11 protein-coding genes are annotated in these 13,223 nt (G+C 73.3%); 6 read left to right on the top strand and 5 right to left on the bottom strand.

Annotation, left to right across the window (positions count from 1 at the left end):
* Nucleotides 1-19 precede the first annotated feature (19 nt).
* The 3 genes from DVA86_RS00240 to allB form a co-directional block, all read right to left on the bottom strand.
* On the bottom strand, nt 20-463 hold the full coding sequence (locus tag DVA86_RS00240; protein WP_208874698.1) for a guanyl-specific ribonuclease: 444 nt from the start codon (nt 461-463) through the stop codon (nt 20-22).
* Between the two features lie 183 nt (nt 464-646).
* Nucleotides 647-1,765: an allantoicase gene (gene alc, locus DVA86_RS00235; RefSeq protein ID WP_245997502.1), complete on the bottom strand. Its 1,119-nt coding sequence runs from the start codon at nt 1,763-1,765 to the stop codon at nt 647-649.
* Between the two features lie 71 nt (nt 1,766-1,836).
* Nucleotides 1,837-3,195 carry an allantoinase AllB gene (allB, locus tag DVA86_RS00230; protein ID WP_208874696.1) on the bottom strand — a complete coding sequence of 453 codons (1,359 nt, stop codon included), beginning with the start codon at nt 3,193-3,195 and terminating at the stop codon, nt 1,837-1,839.
* A gap of 302 nt (nt 3,196-3,497) precedes the next feature.
* On the opposite strand from allB, the gene DVA86_RS00225 reads away from it, so the two are divergent.
* On the top strand, nt 3,498-4,310 hold the full coding sequence (locus DVA86_RS00225; RefSeq protein ID WP_208874695.1) for an IclR family transcriptional regulator: 813 nt from the start codon (nt 3,498-3,500) through the stop codon (nt 4,308-4,310).
* Between the two features lie 108 nt (nt 4,311-4,418).
* On the opposite strand, the gene DVA86_RS00220 is transcribed toward DVA86_RS00225, so the two are convergent.
* A complete protein-coding gene (locus DVA86_RS00220) occupies nt 4,419-4,727 on the bottom strand; it encodes a DUF5955 family protein (protein ID WP_208874694.1) in 309 nt (102 codons plus the stop codon).
* Nucleotides 4,728-4,978: 251 nt separating this feature from the next.
* Between DVA86_RS00220 and DVA86_RS00215 the strand changes: the two genes are divergently transcribed.
* Nucleotides 4,979-5,614 carry a nucleotidyltransferase family protein gene (locus DVA86_RS00215; protein WP_208874693.1) on the top strand — a complete coding sequence of 212 codons (636 nt, stop codon included), beginning with the start codon at nt 4,979-4,981 and terminating at the stop codon, nt 5,612-5,614.
* An 83-nt stretch (nt 5,615-5,697) separates the two neighbouring features.
* Here DVA86_RS00215 and DVA86_RS00210 read toward each other — a convergent pair whose 3' ends face one another.
* A complete protein-coding gene (locus DVA86_RS00210) occupies nt 5,698-6,318 on the bottom strand; it encodes a DedA family protein (protein ID WP_208874692.1) in 621 nt (206 codons plus the stop codon).
* 110 nt (nt 6,319-6,428) lie between these two features.
* On the opposite strand from DVA86_RS00210, the gene DVA86_RS00205 reads away from it, so the two are divergent.
* The 4 genes from DVA86_RS00205 to DVA86_RS00190 all read left to right on the top strand — a co-directional run bounded on the left by DVA86_RS00205 (nt 6,429) and on the right by DVA86_RS00190 (nt 13,108).
* The gene (locus tag DVA86_RS00205) at nt 6,429-7,568 is read left to right on the top strand and encodes a sensor histidine kinase (protein WP_208874691.1); all 1,140 of its coding nucleotides are present in this window, start codon (nt 6,429-6,431) and stop codon (nt 7,566-7,568) included.
* Nucleotides 7,559-8,203, top strand: coding sequence for a response regulator transcription factor (locus DVA86_RS00200; RefSeq protein ID WP_208874689.1), 645 nt, complete (start codon nt 7,559-7,561; stop codon nt 8,201-8,203). Before DVA86_RS00205 ends, DVA86_RS00200 begins: the two co-directional genes overlap by 10 nt.
* Before the next feature lie 268 nt (nt 8,204-8,471).
* A complete protein-coding gene (gene aceB, locus DVA86_RS00195; RefSeq protein WP_208874688.1) occupies nt 8,472-10,085 on the top strand; it encodes a malate synthase A in 1,614 nt (537 codons plus the stop codon).
* A 134-nt stretch (nt 10,086-10,219) separates the two neighbouring features.
* Nucleotides 10,220-13,108: an AfsR/SARP family transcriptional regulator gene (locus DVA86_RS00190; RefSeq protein ID WP_208874687.1), complete on the top strand. Its 2,889-nt coding sequence runs from the start codon at nt 10,220-10,222 to the stop codon at nt 13,106-13,108.
* Nucleotides 13,109-13,223 lie beyond the last annotated feature (115 nt).

Raw genomic sequence — 13,223 nt, 5'->3', positions numbered from 1 at the left:
TGACGCCGGCTGACGGGTGTCAGCAGGCGTAGTCGACGAGGTCGAAGGACTCGTAGTGGTCGGCGGTGTAGTAGTCCTCCTGCTCCTGCTCGCCGGTCACGATGCGCCGGGCTCCACGGTCGTCGGAGCCCGGCGTCTCGACGGTGTACTCGTGGTAGTAGCCCTCGCTCTGGTCGGGCAGGAGGCCCTCACGGTTCTGGAAGACGGTGCCGTCCTGCGGGTACGGGTAAGGGCCGCCCTGCTCGATCAGGTCGAGCGTCTCGTGCGCCTCGGGCGGCAGCTCCGAGTGGCAGATGTCGCCGACGGCCGCGACGCCCTGCGCGGGCTGTGCGGACTGCGACTGGGCGACCGGGGCGGGCGGTGCGGACTGGGTGGCCTGGGCCACGGCCGAGCCGCCCACGAAGAGGGAGGCGGCGAGAGCGGCGGCGGCGCCGATGCGGGTGAAATGTGGGGGGATCTTCATGCCACCTATGGTGACGCGCGTAGATGACATGTCAATGGCAACAGCACGGAATTCACTCGTTATTGGGCCGCCCCTGGCGCGTACGTTCCCGTGCCGGTGCGGGAACGTACGCGCCAGGGGCTCGCGTTGGGGCCCGTGCTGTGGCTCGTGCTGGGGCCAGCGTTGAGGCCGCGGGCCCCGAGCTCAGCCGGTGGTGAGCGCGCGGTGCCGGGCCGCGAGGCGCGCGGCGCCGTCCTCGGTCAGCGAGCCGTAGAGGCGGAGCCGCGCGATGCCGCCGTCCGGATAGATGTCCAGCCGTACGCGGCTCGCCGGACGCGCGTCCGGCACGAGGAAGCGGTGCACGGTGTCGGGCTGGAGGCGGGTGCGCGGCAGGAGTTCGTACCCTGTGCCCTTCCCCTCCGGACCCTCGGCGGTGAGCGCCGCCCAGCCCGCCGCGTTGCCCTTCAGACAGCCCGTGTCGATCTCGACCGCGCGGATCACGGCCTCCTCGGTGAGCGCGTACCGGATCCAGTCGTTGCCCTTGTCCCGGCGCCGCCGCGTCTCCCAGCCGTCGTCCATCTTGCGCGGGCGGCCGGGCTGGATCGTGTTGGTGGCGGGCGAGTAGAAGCGGTCGGAGGAGTCCAGGGCGGCGCCCCCGTTCTCCAGCGCCACCAGGTCGAACGTGCCGAGCGCCGTCAGCCACTCCGGGTCGGGCTGCACGCGCCCGTACACGCGCAGCCGGGCGACGCCGCCGTCCGGGTACTGCCGCAGGCGTATGTGCGTGAAGCGGCGCCGCGCGGTGACGGCGAAGCCGTTCGCGGCGTGGCCGCCCACCCGGGTGGGCGGGACGAGTTCGGTCCACTCCACGCCGTCCGCGAGCACCTCGTCCGGGCCCGGCGCGCCCGGAACGCAGGCGGCCTCCACGGAGACGGCCTGCGGGTGGTTGCCGCGGAAGTGCGCGGTGTCCACGACGACGCCGCTGATCACGCCGGGCGCGCCGAGCCGCACCAGTGCCCAGTCGTACGCGCCGTCCTCCGGGTGCGGGGAGCCGGCGGAGGCGCCGCGCCTGCGGCGCGTCTCCCAGCCGTCCATGACCTTGCCCTTGTGCCCGAAGCGCTCGGGGTCGAACTCGGCGGGGGCGGGCAGCAGCAGGTTCTCGCGCTCGGCGAAGAACTCGTCGTTGGCCGCGACGACCCCGGCGCCGAGCTGACGGCCCGCCAGGTCGGCGAGATACTCGAAGGGGAAGCCGCCGTCGGGGGCGCGGTAGTCGGCGTACGGGTCGCCGCCGCCGTACGGGCTGGCGGCTCCCGTGAACCGGGGCAGGGCCTCGCCCGCGGCAGCGGTGTAGTCGGCGGCGGTCGTGGCGGTGTCGGTCGTGGCGGTGTCGGGGGCGGTCACGGCGTGGTCCTCTCGATCAGTCGGCCGGTCTTGCGGAGGAGCTGTCCGTGGTCGGTGATCTGCAGGCCGCGCAGCCAGCTGGACCGTACGACGCCGTGCAGCGTCCGGCCCGCGTACGCGGTGACCTGGTTGCGGTGGTGCAGCTCGGCCGCGTCCACGGTGAAGGTCTCCTCGGGCGCGAGGACGGCGAAGTCCGCGTCGCGACCCGGCGCGATGGCGCCCTTGGTGCCGAGGCCGGCCAGGGCGGCGGGCCCGGCGGACATCCACCGCGCGACGTCGTCCAGACTGTGCCCGCGCCGCCGGGCCTCGGTCCACACCGCGGGCAGGCCGAGCTGGAGCGAGGAGATGCCGCCCCAGGCCGAGCTGAAGTCGGGGGTCTTGAGGTCGACGGTGCACGGCGAGTGGTCGGAGACGACGCAGCTGATGGTGCCGTCGGCCAGGCCCTGCCACAGCGCGTCCTGGTTCTCGCGCTCCCGGATCGGCGGGCAGCACTTGAACTCGGTGGCGCCGTCCGGGACTTCCTCGGCGGTCAGCGTCAGGAAGTGCGGGCAGGTCTCCGCGGTGACCCGTACGCCCTCCCGTTGCGCCGAGGCGATCAGCGGCAGCGCGTCCGCGGCGGACAGGTGCAGGATGTGCACTCGCGCGTCGAGCTTGGCGGCGAGGTCGACGAGGCGGGTGATGGCGTCGGTCTCGGCGTCGCGCGGGCGGGACGCGAGGAAGTCGGCGTACCGGCCGCCGGTCCGCTGCGGCGCGGCGGCGAGCTGGTCCGGGTCCTCGGCGTGGACGATCAGCAGCCCGTCGAACGCGGCGATCTCGGTGAGCGCGGTCTCCAGCCCGTCCGGGTCGAGTTGGGGGAACTCGTCGACGCCGGAGGGCGAGAGGAAGCACTTGAAGCCGTACACGCCGGCCGCGTGCAGGGCGCGCAGCTCACCGGCGTTGCCGGGGATGGCGCCGCCCCAGAAGCCGGTGTCGATGTGCGCCTTGCCGCGCGCCACGTCCTGCTTGACGCGGAGGTTCGCGACGTCGGTGGTCGGCGGCAGCGAGTTGAGCGGCATGTCGAGAAGGGTGGTGATGCCGCCCGCGGCGGCGGCGCGGGTGGCGGTGTAGAAGCCCTCCCACTCGGTGCGGCCCGGATCGTTGACGTGGACGTGGGTGTCGACGAGGCCGGGCAGCAGCACGTCGTCGCCGAGGTCCGCCAGCCGTGCGCTGTCGGGCGGCGCGGACGCGTACCGGTCGTACGCCTCGTACGGGAGCACGTCCGTGATCCGGCCGTCGTCGACCGCGACAGTGGCCGCGCGTGTCCCTTCTGGGGTGCTGACGCGTGTCGAGCGCAGCACGAGCGGGGCGTCGGACAAGGCGGCCCTCCTCTTCTCGTTTCCTCACCCGCTCCGCTGGACAGACTTCCACAGAGCGGAAATTCAACGTTCTGTTGAGAGTCTTCACGGTCCACCCCGAGCCCGTCAAGGCTTGGAGGTTTCCATGAAAAGGAATCGGGTTTCCGAATAATAGAATGTAGGGACTGTCGCTGGCGCTGCACAACGGGCCCGCACAGGGCCCCGCAAACCGGCCGTGACCGGCCCCGACGCCGCCCTTGGGACCGTCGCGCCGCCCCACACGGCCGGTAGCATGCGCCACACCCGCAGGAAAGGAAAGCGAAGTGCCGCCGACCGCCGAGCCCAAGTCCGCCACCACACCCCCGGCCTCCTCAGGGGGCGTCCAGTCGCTTGAGCGCGCCTTCGATCTGCTGGAGCGGATGGCCGACGCGGGGGGCGAGGTCGGCCTGAGCGAGCTCTCCACCAGCAGCGGCCTCCCTCTGCCCACCATCCACCGGCTGATGCGCACGCTGGTCGCCTGCGGCTACGTACGCCAGCAGCCCAACCGCCGCTACGCACTGGGCCCCCGCCTCATCCGGCTCGGCGAGACCTCGTCCCGGCTGCTCGGCACCTGGGCCCGCCCGTATCTGGCCCGGCTGGTCGAGGAGACCGGCGAGACGGCCAACATGGCGCTGCTGGACGGCGACGAGGTCGTCTACGTCGCGCAGGTGCCCTCCCGGCACTCCATGCGGATGTTCACCGAGGTCGGCCGCAGGGTGCTGCCGCACTCCACGGGTGTCGGCAAGGCGCTGCTCGCGCACACGCCGCCGGAGGAGGTGCGGGCGCTCCTCGCCCGTACGGGCATGCCTGCCGCCACGGAGAAGACCATCACGACGGCGGACGGGTTCCTCGACGCGCTGGAGCACGTACGGGAGGTGGGCTACGCGATGGACGACAACGAGCAGGAGCTCGGCGTGCGCTGCATCGCGGTGTCCGTGCCGGACTCGCCGAGCGCCGCGGCAATCTCCATCTCCGGGCCGGCGGGGCGGGTGACGGAGGCGGCGACGGACAAGTTCGTCCCGGTGCTGCGCGAGGTCGCGGAGGACCTCTCCAAGGCCCTTGCCACGACGGGCGGCACGAGCCCGAGCGCGGGCTGACGGGGGCGGCTTGCCGCCCCGCCGGCCCCGCCGCACCGCCCACCGGGCGCGCACGCGCCGCACGCGGGTGCGCGCCTTGCCGGGGTGCCCGACGCGCGCGCGGCGGGGTCAGGCGTCGCCGAACAGTTCTATCGCCTTCCTCAACTCCGCCAGCGGTGACGCGAGCGCGCTCACCGAGCCCAGCGCCGCCGCGACCAGCAGCAGCGAACGGCGCAGCCGCGGCACCTCCGGGGCGCCGCCGCGAGCCATCGTGTCGAGTGCGGCCAGCTCGTCCTCCGCCGTCTGCCTGTCCGGCAACCGTGCGGGATGCGCGGCCAGTTCACGGCGGAGCCGGTCCACTGATCTTCGCAACGTGGCGGCACGCGGGTCCTCACCACTGGCCGCCAGCGTCCGCTGCCCCACAGCCTCGCTTCGCAACGCGATCTCCCCCCACGGGTATCACTTCGGCCTCTGCCCCAACGGCCCGGCGCGAGAGGTCCGGACAGTAAACGCCACTCTCCGCGCATCCCGCCACACGGAGGGCGAAATTCAGGCCGTAATTGTTATCACCCCATGCCACTCAGTCACCAACCGCCCCCCGTTCCTCCCCCGCCTGCTCCGTGGCCGACTGGCTCAATCCCTGCGCGTCGCCGACCCGTACCGCGCCGCACCGGCCGTAGAGAGGGCCCATGACCACATCTGAGACTCCGCTTCCCGGCGCACCGGCCCCCGTCGCCGCGCTGCTTCTCGCCGCGGGCGGCGGGCGGCGGCTGGGCGGACGCCCGAAGGCGCTGCTGCCGCACCACGGCCGCCCGCTGGTCGAGCACGCGGTCCGCGTGCTCAGGGCCGGCGGCTGCGATCCGGCCGTCCGCGTGGTGCTGGGGGCCACCGCGGCGCACGTACGGGAGCGGGCGGATCTGTCCGGATGCGTGCTCCTTGACAACCCGGACTGGGAGCAGGGCATGGGGAGTTCGCTCCGCGCCGGACTCGCCGCCCTGAGCGCTACGGCCCCGGCCCCGCCCGCCGCGCTCGTCTTCCTGGTCGACCAGCCGGGCATCACCGCGGCCGCCGTGGCCCGGGTCCTGCGAACGACCGGCCACGACCCCGCCGTGCTCGCCGCCGCCACGTACGGGGGCCACCGCGGGCACCCCGTGCTGCTGGGCGCCGACCACTGGCCGGGCGTCGTACGGGAGGCGGGTGGCGACCGGGGCGCGCGGGGCTATCTGCGCGCGCACGCCGCGCAGCTCACGCTCGTGGAGTGCGGCGATGTCGCCGACCCCGCCGACATCGACACCCCGGACGACCTCCGCCGCCTCGCCCCCTGACCCGAGCGGCCCGCACGCGCGCTGCCGCCCGGCCCGACCCCGCGTGCTGACCCGCGCGAGGGCCGGGCTCGCGAGTACGAGGGTCAGCGCGAGGCGCGCCGGCTGCCGCGCCCGGACCCCAGCAGCCGTATCGCCGCGAACGCGAGCACGCACAGCAGCACCGCGGCCAGCACCGCCTTGGAGTACGCGCCGACGTAGTCGGTGACACGGTGCCAGTTCTCCCCCAGTGCGTAACCGCCCAGGATGAAGAGGGAGTTCCATATCAGGCTGCCGAGCGCGGTCAGCACTCCGAATGTCGCGAGCGGCATCCGCTCCACCCCGGCCGGCAGCGAGACGAAGCTGCGGAACAGCGGGATCATCCGGCCGAAGAACACGGCCTTCGTGCCGTGCCGCGCGAACCACGCCTCTGTCCGCTCGATGTCGGAGAGCTTCAGCAGCGGCAGCCGGACGGCCAGCGCGACCGTACGCTCCCGGCCGAGGAGCGCGCCTATGCCGTAGAAGGCGTACGCGCCGAGCACCGCGCCGAGCGTGGTGCAGACGATGGCGGCCAGCAGGTTCATGTCGCCCTGGCTCGCGGTGAATCCCGCGAGAGGCAGGATCAGTTCACTGGGGAGCGGCGGGAAGAGGTTTTCCAGCGCGATGGCGACCCCGGCGCCGACGGCGCCCAGGGACTCCATGAGGTCCGTGGCCCATTCTTCGATCATGCAAGCAAGGCTAGAAACGGCAGGTCATCCCCACCATGGTGATCTCCGCACAACAACCCTGCGGAAAACCGCAGTCCGCCGGCCGCCCCCATCCCGCTAGCGTGTCGATCATGCGGAAAGTGCAGGCGCGGACGACGCGGATCGTGAGCAGTGTGCTGGTGGGGGTGGCGTACGCCTTTGCCGAGCTGCTGTTCACCCTGCTCACCGGGCTCTGCCTGGTGCCCGTGCTGGGCTCGCCGCGCGGCAAGCGCGCGGTGCTGGACCGTGCTCGCGCCCTCGCCGTGACGCTGGCCGGGCGGCAGTGCGTCCGGCTGGCGCGCTCCGCCCCGGAGCTGTTGGCGTCGGCGTACACACCGGACCGCGCGCTGCGGTACGTCGCGGTGCGCTGGACGGCGGGGATGCTCGGCGGGCTGGTGCTGGGCACGCTGCTGCTCGGCGCGCTCTACGCGTCGTCGGCGCTGTGGATGTGGGCCGTCACGGAGATCGACGCGCCCTGGACCGTCTTCTTCTCCAGCCTGGGCGGACTCTTCCTGGTCTTCCTCGGTGTCCACGGGCTGCACGGGGTGGCCGCGCTGGACATGCGGCTGGCCCGGCACCACCTCGGTCCGAGCGAACAGACGCTGCTGGAGCGCCGTATCGCCGAGCTGGCCAGCACGCGCGCCGGGGTGCTGGACGCCGTGCACGACGAACGGCGGCGCATCGAGCGCTATCTGCACGACGGCATGCAGCAGCAGCTCGTGGCCCTCGGCATGCTGCTGGCCCGCGCGCAGCGCAGCGGCGACCCCGCGCGCAGCGCCGAGCTGGTGGGGCAGGCGCACGAGGTGGCCCGGCGCACCCTGGACGAACTCCGCGACGTGGCCTGGCGGGTGTATCCGGCGGCGCTGGACGAGTCCGGGCTGCACGCGGCGCTGGAGACGGTCGCGGAGCGGTCCGTGCTGCCCGTACGGCTGCGGGTCTCCCTCGGCCGCGAACCGCCGGACACCGTCCGTACGGTCGCCTATTTCGTCGTCAGCGAGGCGGTCACGAACGCCGCCAAGCACGCCCGCGCCACGCGCGCCGAGGTGCGGGTCGGCCTGCGCCGGGGCGTGTTGTCGGTCCGGGTCAAGGACGACGGGCACGGCGGTGCGGACCCCGAGGGAAGCGGGCTGCTCGGGCTGGCCCGGCGTGTGGCGGCGCTCGACGGGCGGCTGTGGGTGGACAGCCCGCGGGGCGGCCCCACCGTGCTCACCGCGGAGCTGCCGTGCGACTGATCCTGGCCGACGACTCGACCCTGCTGCGCGAGGGCCTCGCCCGGCTGCTCGCGGACGAGGGCCACGAGGTGACAGCGACGGTCGGCGACGCGGACGCGCTGCTCGAAGCCGTCGCGGCAGACCCGCCGGACGTGGCGGTGGTCGACGTGCGGATGCCGCCGACGCACACCGACGAGGGTCTGCGCGCGGCGCTGCGCATCCGCGAACGGCATCCGGGGGTGGGCGTGCTGGTGCTGTCGCAGTATGTGGAGAAGCGGTACGCCGCGGAGTTGCTGGAGCGGAACACGGAGGCGGTCGGCTATCTCCTCAAGGACCGCGTGGTCGAGATCGACGAGTTCCTGGACGCGCTGGCGCGGGTCGGTTCGGGGCGTACGGCGTTCGATCCGGAGGTCGTGCGCCGCCTGGTCTCGCGCAGCACCCACACCGATCCGCTGCAGCGGCTCACCCCGCGCGAGCGCGGCGTGCTCGAGCTGATGGCGCAGGGGCACACGAACGCGGCGGTCGCGAAGCGGCTCTACGTCTCGCAGAGCGCGGTGGAGAAGCACTGCAACGCGATCTTCGACAAGCTCGGGCTGTCCGGGACGGAGGGCTACAGCAGACGGGTGCTCGCCGTGCTGCGCTACCTCGGCTCGTAGCCCGCTCGGAGCGTCACTGTGATGGCACTCCGAGCCACCGGCAGGCACGGTGGGGTGTGGAGAATCTCTCGACATCAACAAACTATTGAAGTTCCACTATGAGGAAACTACTCTCCACTGGTCAGAAGCGCCGTACACCCACGACGGCGCCCGCGACCGTATCCCGGAGCCTTCGGATCCGTTTGGCACTCTGTGCCGCGCGAGTCCGGGGGCGGCCCGGCGGTCGCGTAGCAGGCTGTTGAAGGCCCGTTTGAAGGAGTGACAGAACATGTCCGCACCAGCACCGTCCCGCCCGGCCCTCGTGGAAGCCGAGCCCGTCGCGCGCCAGGGCGAGGTGCTGACCGACGCGGCCCTCGTCTTCCTGGCCGAGCTGCACCGCCGGTTCACCCCGCGCCGCGACGAGCTGCTGGCCGCGCGCGCCGAGCGGCGCGCCGAGATCGCCCGCACGAGCGCGCTCGACTTCCGCCCCGAGACCGCCCACGTCCGCGAGGGCGACTGGCAGGTCGCGCCCGCGCCCGAGGCGCTGAACGACCGCAGGGTGGAGATCACCGGCCCGACCGACCGGAAGATGACCGTCAACGCGCTCAACTCCGGCGCCCGGATCTGGCTCGCGGACTTCGAGGACGCCTCCGCGCCCACCTGGGAGAACGTCGTCGGCGGCCAGCTCAACCTCACCGACGCCTACGAGCGCCGCATCGACTTCACCGACGAGCGCGGCAAGTCGTACGCACTGCGCCCCGCCGACGAGCTGGCCACCGTCGTGGCCCGGCCGCGCGGCTGGCACCTGGACGAGCGCCATCTGACGGTGGACGACCGCCCCGTGCCCGGCGCCCTGGTCGACTTCGGGCTGTACTTCTTCCACAACGCGCGCCGGCTGCTGGACCTCGGCAAAGGGCCGTACTTCTACCTCCCCAAGACCGAGTCGTACCTCGAAGCGCGGCTGTGGAACGAGGTGTTCGTCTTCGCGCAGGACTACTGCGGCATCCCCCAGGGCACCGTCCGCGCCACCGTGCTGATCGAGACGATCACCGCGGCGTACGAGATGGACGAGATCCTCTACGAGCTCCGCGACCACGCCTCCGGGCTGAACGCCGGCCGCTGGGACTATCTCTTCTCCATCGTCAAGAACTTCCGTGACGGCGGCGCCAAGTACGTGCTCCCGGACCGCAACGCGGTCACCATGACCGCGCCGTTCATGCGCGCCTACACCGAGCTCCTCGTGCGCACCTGCCACAAGCGCGGCGCACACGCCATCGGCGGCATGGCCGCGTTCATCCCGAACCGCCGCGACCCCGAGGCCAACGAGCAGGCGCTCGCCAAGGTGCGTGCCGACAAGGACCGCGAGGCGGGCGACGGCTTCGACGGCTCCTGGGTCGCACACCCGGACCTGGTGCCGGTCGCCCGTGAGTCGTTCGACGCGGTGCTCGGCGACCGCCCGCACCAGAAGGACCGGCTCCGCGAGGACGTGCGTGTCGGGGCCGCCGACCTGACGGCCGTCGACTCGCTGGACGCCCGCCCGACGTCCGCGGGGCTGCGCAACGCCGTGCAGGTGGGCACCCGTTACATCGAGGCGTGGCTGCGCGGCATGGGCGCCGTCGCCATCTTCGGGCTGATGGAGGACGCGGCCACGGCGGAGATCTCGCGCTCGCAGATCTGGCAGTGGGTGAACGCGGGCGTCGTCCTGGACACCGGCGAGACGGTCACACCCGAGCTCGTACGGAAGGTCGCCGCCGAGGATCTCGCCGCGATCCGCGCCGAGCTGGGCGACGAGGCGTACGCGGCGGGCCGCTGGGAGCAGGCGCACGACCTGCTGCTGAGGGTGTCGCTGGACACGGAGTACGTGGAGTTCCTGACCCTGCCCGCGTACGAACTCCTGGGCTGAACTCCGCCGCACCACCGGCTGAACTTCCGGTTCAGCACTGGCGGCACGCGAGGAGATCGTCGGAACCCCTGTCCGGTTACCGCCGCGTACCAGTACGCTGCGCCGCAATTGCGGACTGGCGCGGAGGCACGCGGATGGGGGAACCGACGTTCGGCGTACTGGGATCGCTCCAGGTGCGGGTGGGCGGTGCCCCGGTCCGCATCGGTGGTCCCAAGCCCAGGGCGGTCCTCGCCACGCTGCTGCTGCAGCCCGGCGGGTTCGTCTCGGTGGACCTGCTCACGGAGGTCCTGTGGCCCGGTGGTGCGCCCCGGTCCGCGGTCGCCAACGTGCGCACGTACGTACGCACGCTGCGGCAGACGCTGGCGGCGGCCGGGGTGCCCACCGACGGGCTCAAGACGGAGCCGTCGGGGTACGCGTTCGATGTCGCGCCCGGCGATCTGGACATGCTGCTCTTCGAGCAGCGGCTGGCCCAGGCCCGCGCCGACTGCGAGCGGGGCGACGACGCCGCCGCCCTGCGCGCCTACGAGGCGGCGCTCGGCCTCTGGCGCGGCAGCGTGCTGCAGGATTTACCGCCCACCGTGGTGTGGGATCCGGCGATCACCCGGATCGAGGAGCTGCGCTCGGTCGCGGTCGACAAGTGCCTCGAAGTGCGGCTGCGCCTGGGCGAGTACGCGCCGCTGGTCGCGGAGTTGCGCGCGCGGCTGACCGAGGACCCGCTGCGGGAGGACCTGTGGCGGATGCTCGTGCACGCGCTGCACGACTCGGGCCGCACCACCGAGGCCCGTTCCGCGTACGCCGAGGCGGAGCAGACCCTCGCCGCCGAGCTGGGCGTCGAGCCGAGCGCGCCGCTGCGCGCCATCGGCGAGGAGGTCAACGGGTACGTGGGCCGGCGCCGTACGCCGCCGCTCGGGCCGGTGTGCCAGCTGCCCATGGACGTACCGGACTTCACCGGCCGCGCCGACGAGATCGCCGTGCTGGAGCGGCTGCTGTCGACGGCGGGGCGGCAGCCGGTCGTCGCGGTCGTGTCGGGCCCGCCGGGTTCCGGGAAGACCACGCTGACCGTGCACGTGGCGCACCGCGTACGGGACGCCTTCCCCGACGGCCAGCTCTACGTCGACCTGGGCGGGCTGAGCGACCAGCCGCGCGAACCCGCCGACGTACTGGCCGAGATGCTGCGCGGCCTCGGCGTCATCGACAGCGCCGTCCCCGAGAAGCTCAGCGAGCGGGCCGCGCTGTTCCGGTCGCGGCTGGCGCAGCGGCGGTTCCTCATCGTCCTCGACGACGCCGCCGGCAGCGCGCAGGTGCGCCCCCTGCTGCCGGGCACCGGCGGTTCCGCCGTGCTGGTCAGCTCGCGCCGCCGGATGCCGTCGCTGCCCGCGTACCACTCGCCGCTCGGCGTGCTGGAACGGGACGACGCCCGCGCCCTCTTCGGCGCCATCGTCGGCCCGGACCGGCTGCGCGCGGAGCAGGCGGACGCGGACCGGGTGCTCGCGGGCTGCGGCTCGCTGCCGCTGGCCGTACGGATCGCCGGCGCCCGGCTGGCGAACCGGCCGGGCTGGTCCGTCGGCACGCTGGCCGACTTCCTGCACGACGAGCGCGGCCGGCTGGACCAGCTCCAGACCGGCGAGCTGGAGGTACGGGCGAGCGCCGAGCTGAGCTACCGGCACCTGTCCGAACCGGCGGCGAAGGCGTTCCGCGTGTTCGGCCAGCTCGCCGACGAGGCGCTGCCGGGCTGGCTCATCGCGGTGGCCACGGGCGGCGCCGACACGGCCGCCGGCGGGCTGGAGACGCTGCTCGACGAGCATCTGGTCGAGGTGGTGGGCGCGGACCGGCTGGGGCTCCAGCGCTACCGCATCCACGACCTGCTGCGCTGCTACGCCCAGGAGTTGACGGACGCCGAGGGCCCCGGCGTACGGCGGCGGCGCCGGCTGCGCGTCCTGGACACGCTGATCGCGCTCGCCCGCTGCGCGAACGCCGCGATGCCCACCCGTTTCCTCGGCGTGCTCGGCGAACCGGTCCGGCCGGCCGGGCCCGCGGCGGCGATCGCGGACACGGTGCGCGCCCGGCCCGTCGAGTGGCTGGAGACGGAACGCCGCATCCTGGTCGCCGCCGTGGAGTCCGCGCTGCGCGACGGGCACGTCGCGCACGCAGCCGACCTCGCCATCGAACTGGCGGGCTTCTTCGACATGCGCGGCTACTACGGCGACTGGCTGCGCACCCACCGGCTCGTGCTCGACGCCATGCCCGCCCCGAACGACGCCCGCGCCGGCGCGCTGCTCCGCAACCTGGGCCAGCTCCACCTCTACCAGGACCGGTACACCGACTCGCTGGACGCGTTCGAGACCTCGCGCGCGATCTTCGCGCGGCTCGGCCACGAGTCCGGCGAGGCCGTCGCCGCGGTCGGCTCGGGCTCCGTGTACCGCATCGTCGGACGGCTCGACGACGCGCTGGAGGCGTTCGCGGAGGCGCTGAGCGGCTTCGCGAAGGCCGGTGACCGGCACGGTGAGGCCGTCGCGCACAACGCGGTCGCCTCCGTGTGGCTGGAGCGGCAGGACCCAGACGCCGCCGCGCCGTGGCTCGCCGACGCGCTGGAACTCTCGCGGGAGCTCGGCGACCGGCACCGGGAGGCGCAGGTGCGCCGCCGGATCGCCGTCCTGCACGAGCTGCGCGGTGAACCGCACGTCGCGCACGCCGAGTTGGAGCGGGCGCTCGGCATCTTCGACGACCTGGCCGACGCGCACTGCGCGGCGTACGTGCAGCAGAGCATCGGAGAGCTGTGCCTGCGGCAGGGCAACGCGGGGAAGGCGTCGGCGCTGCTGGTCGACGCGCTCGCCGTACAGCAGCAGCTCGGCGACCGCCGCGCGGAGGCCAGCGTGGCGTGCCTGCTGGGCGAGCTGCACCGTACGACGGGCCGGGAGCACACCGCGCGGCGGTACTTCCACCGCTCGCTGTCGACGTGGCGTCGGCTGGAGGTGCGGGACCAGGCGGAACTGGTGCACGCGAAGCTGCGCGCGCTGCGGTGAGGCGGGGCGGCGCGGCGCGGCAGGGGTGACTCGGTGCTGCAGTACGGGCGTTGCTGAGTTGCCGTACGGCGTTGCTGACCGCGGCCCCCGTGTCCGCGGTCAGCGCCTCGTACGG

Origin of the sequence: Streptomyces armeniacus (assembly GCF_003355155.1) — a bacterium.
In the GTDB taxonomy this organism is placed as follows: Bacteria; Actinomycetota; Actinomycetes; order Streptomycetales; family Streptomycetaceae; genus Streptomyces; species Streptomyces armeniacus.
The sequence above is the reverse complement of the archived record's forward strand: the minus strand, read 5'-3'. Positions and strand labels throughout refer to the sequence as shown.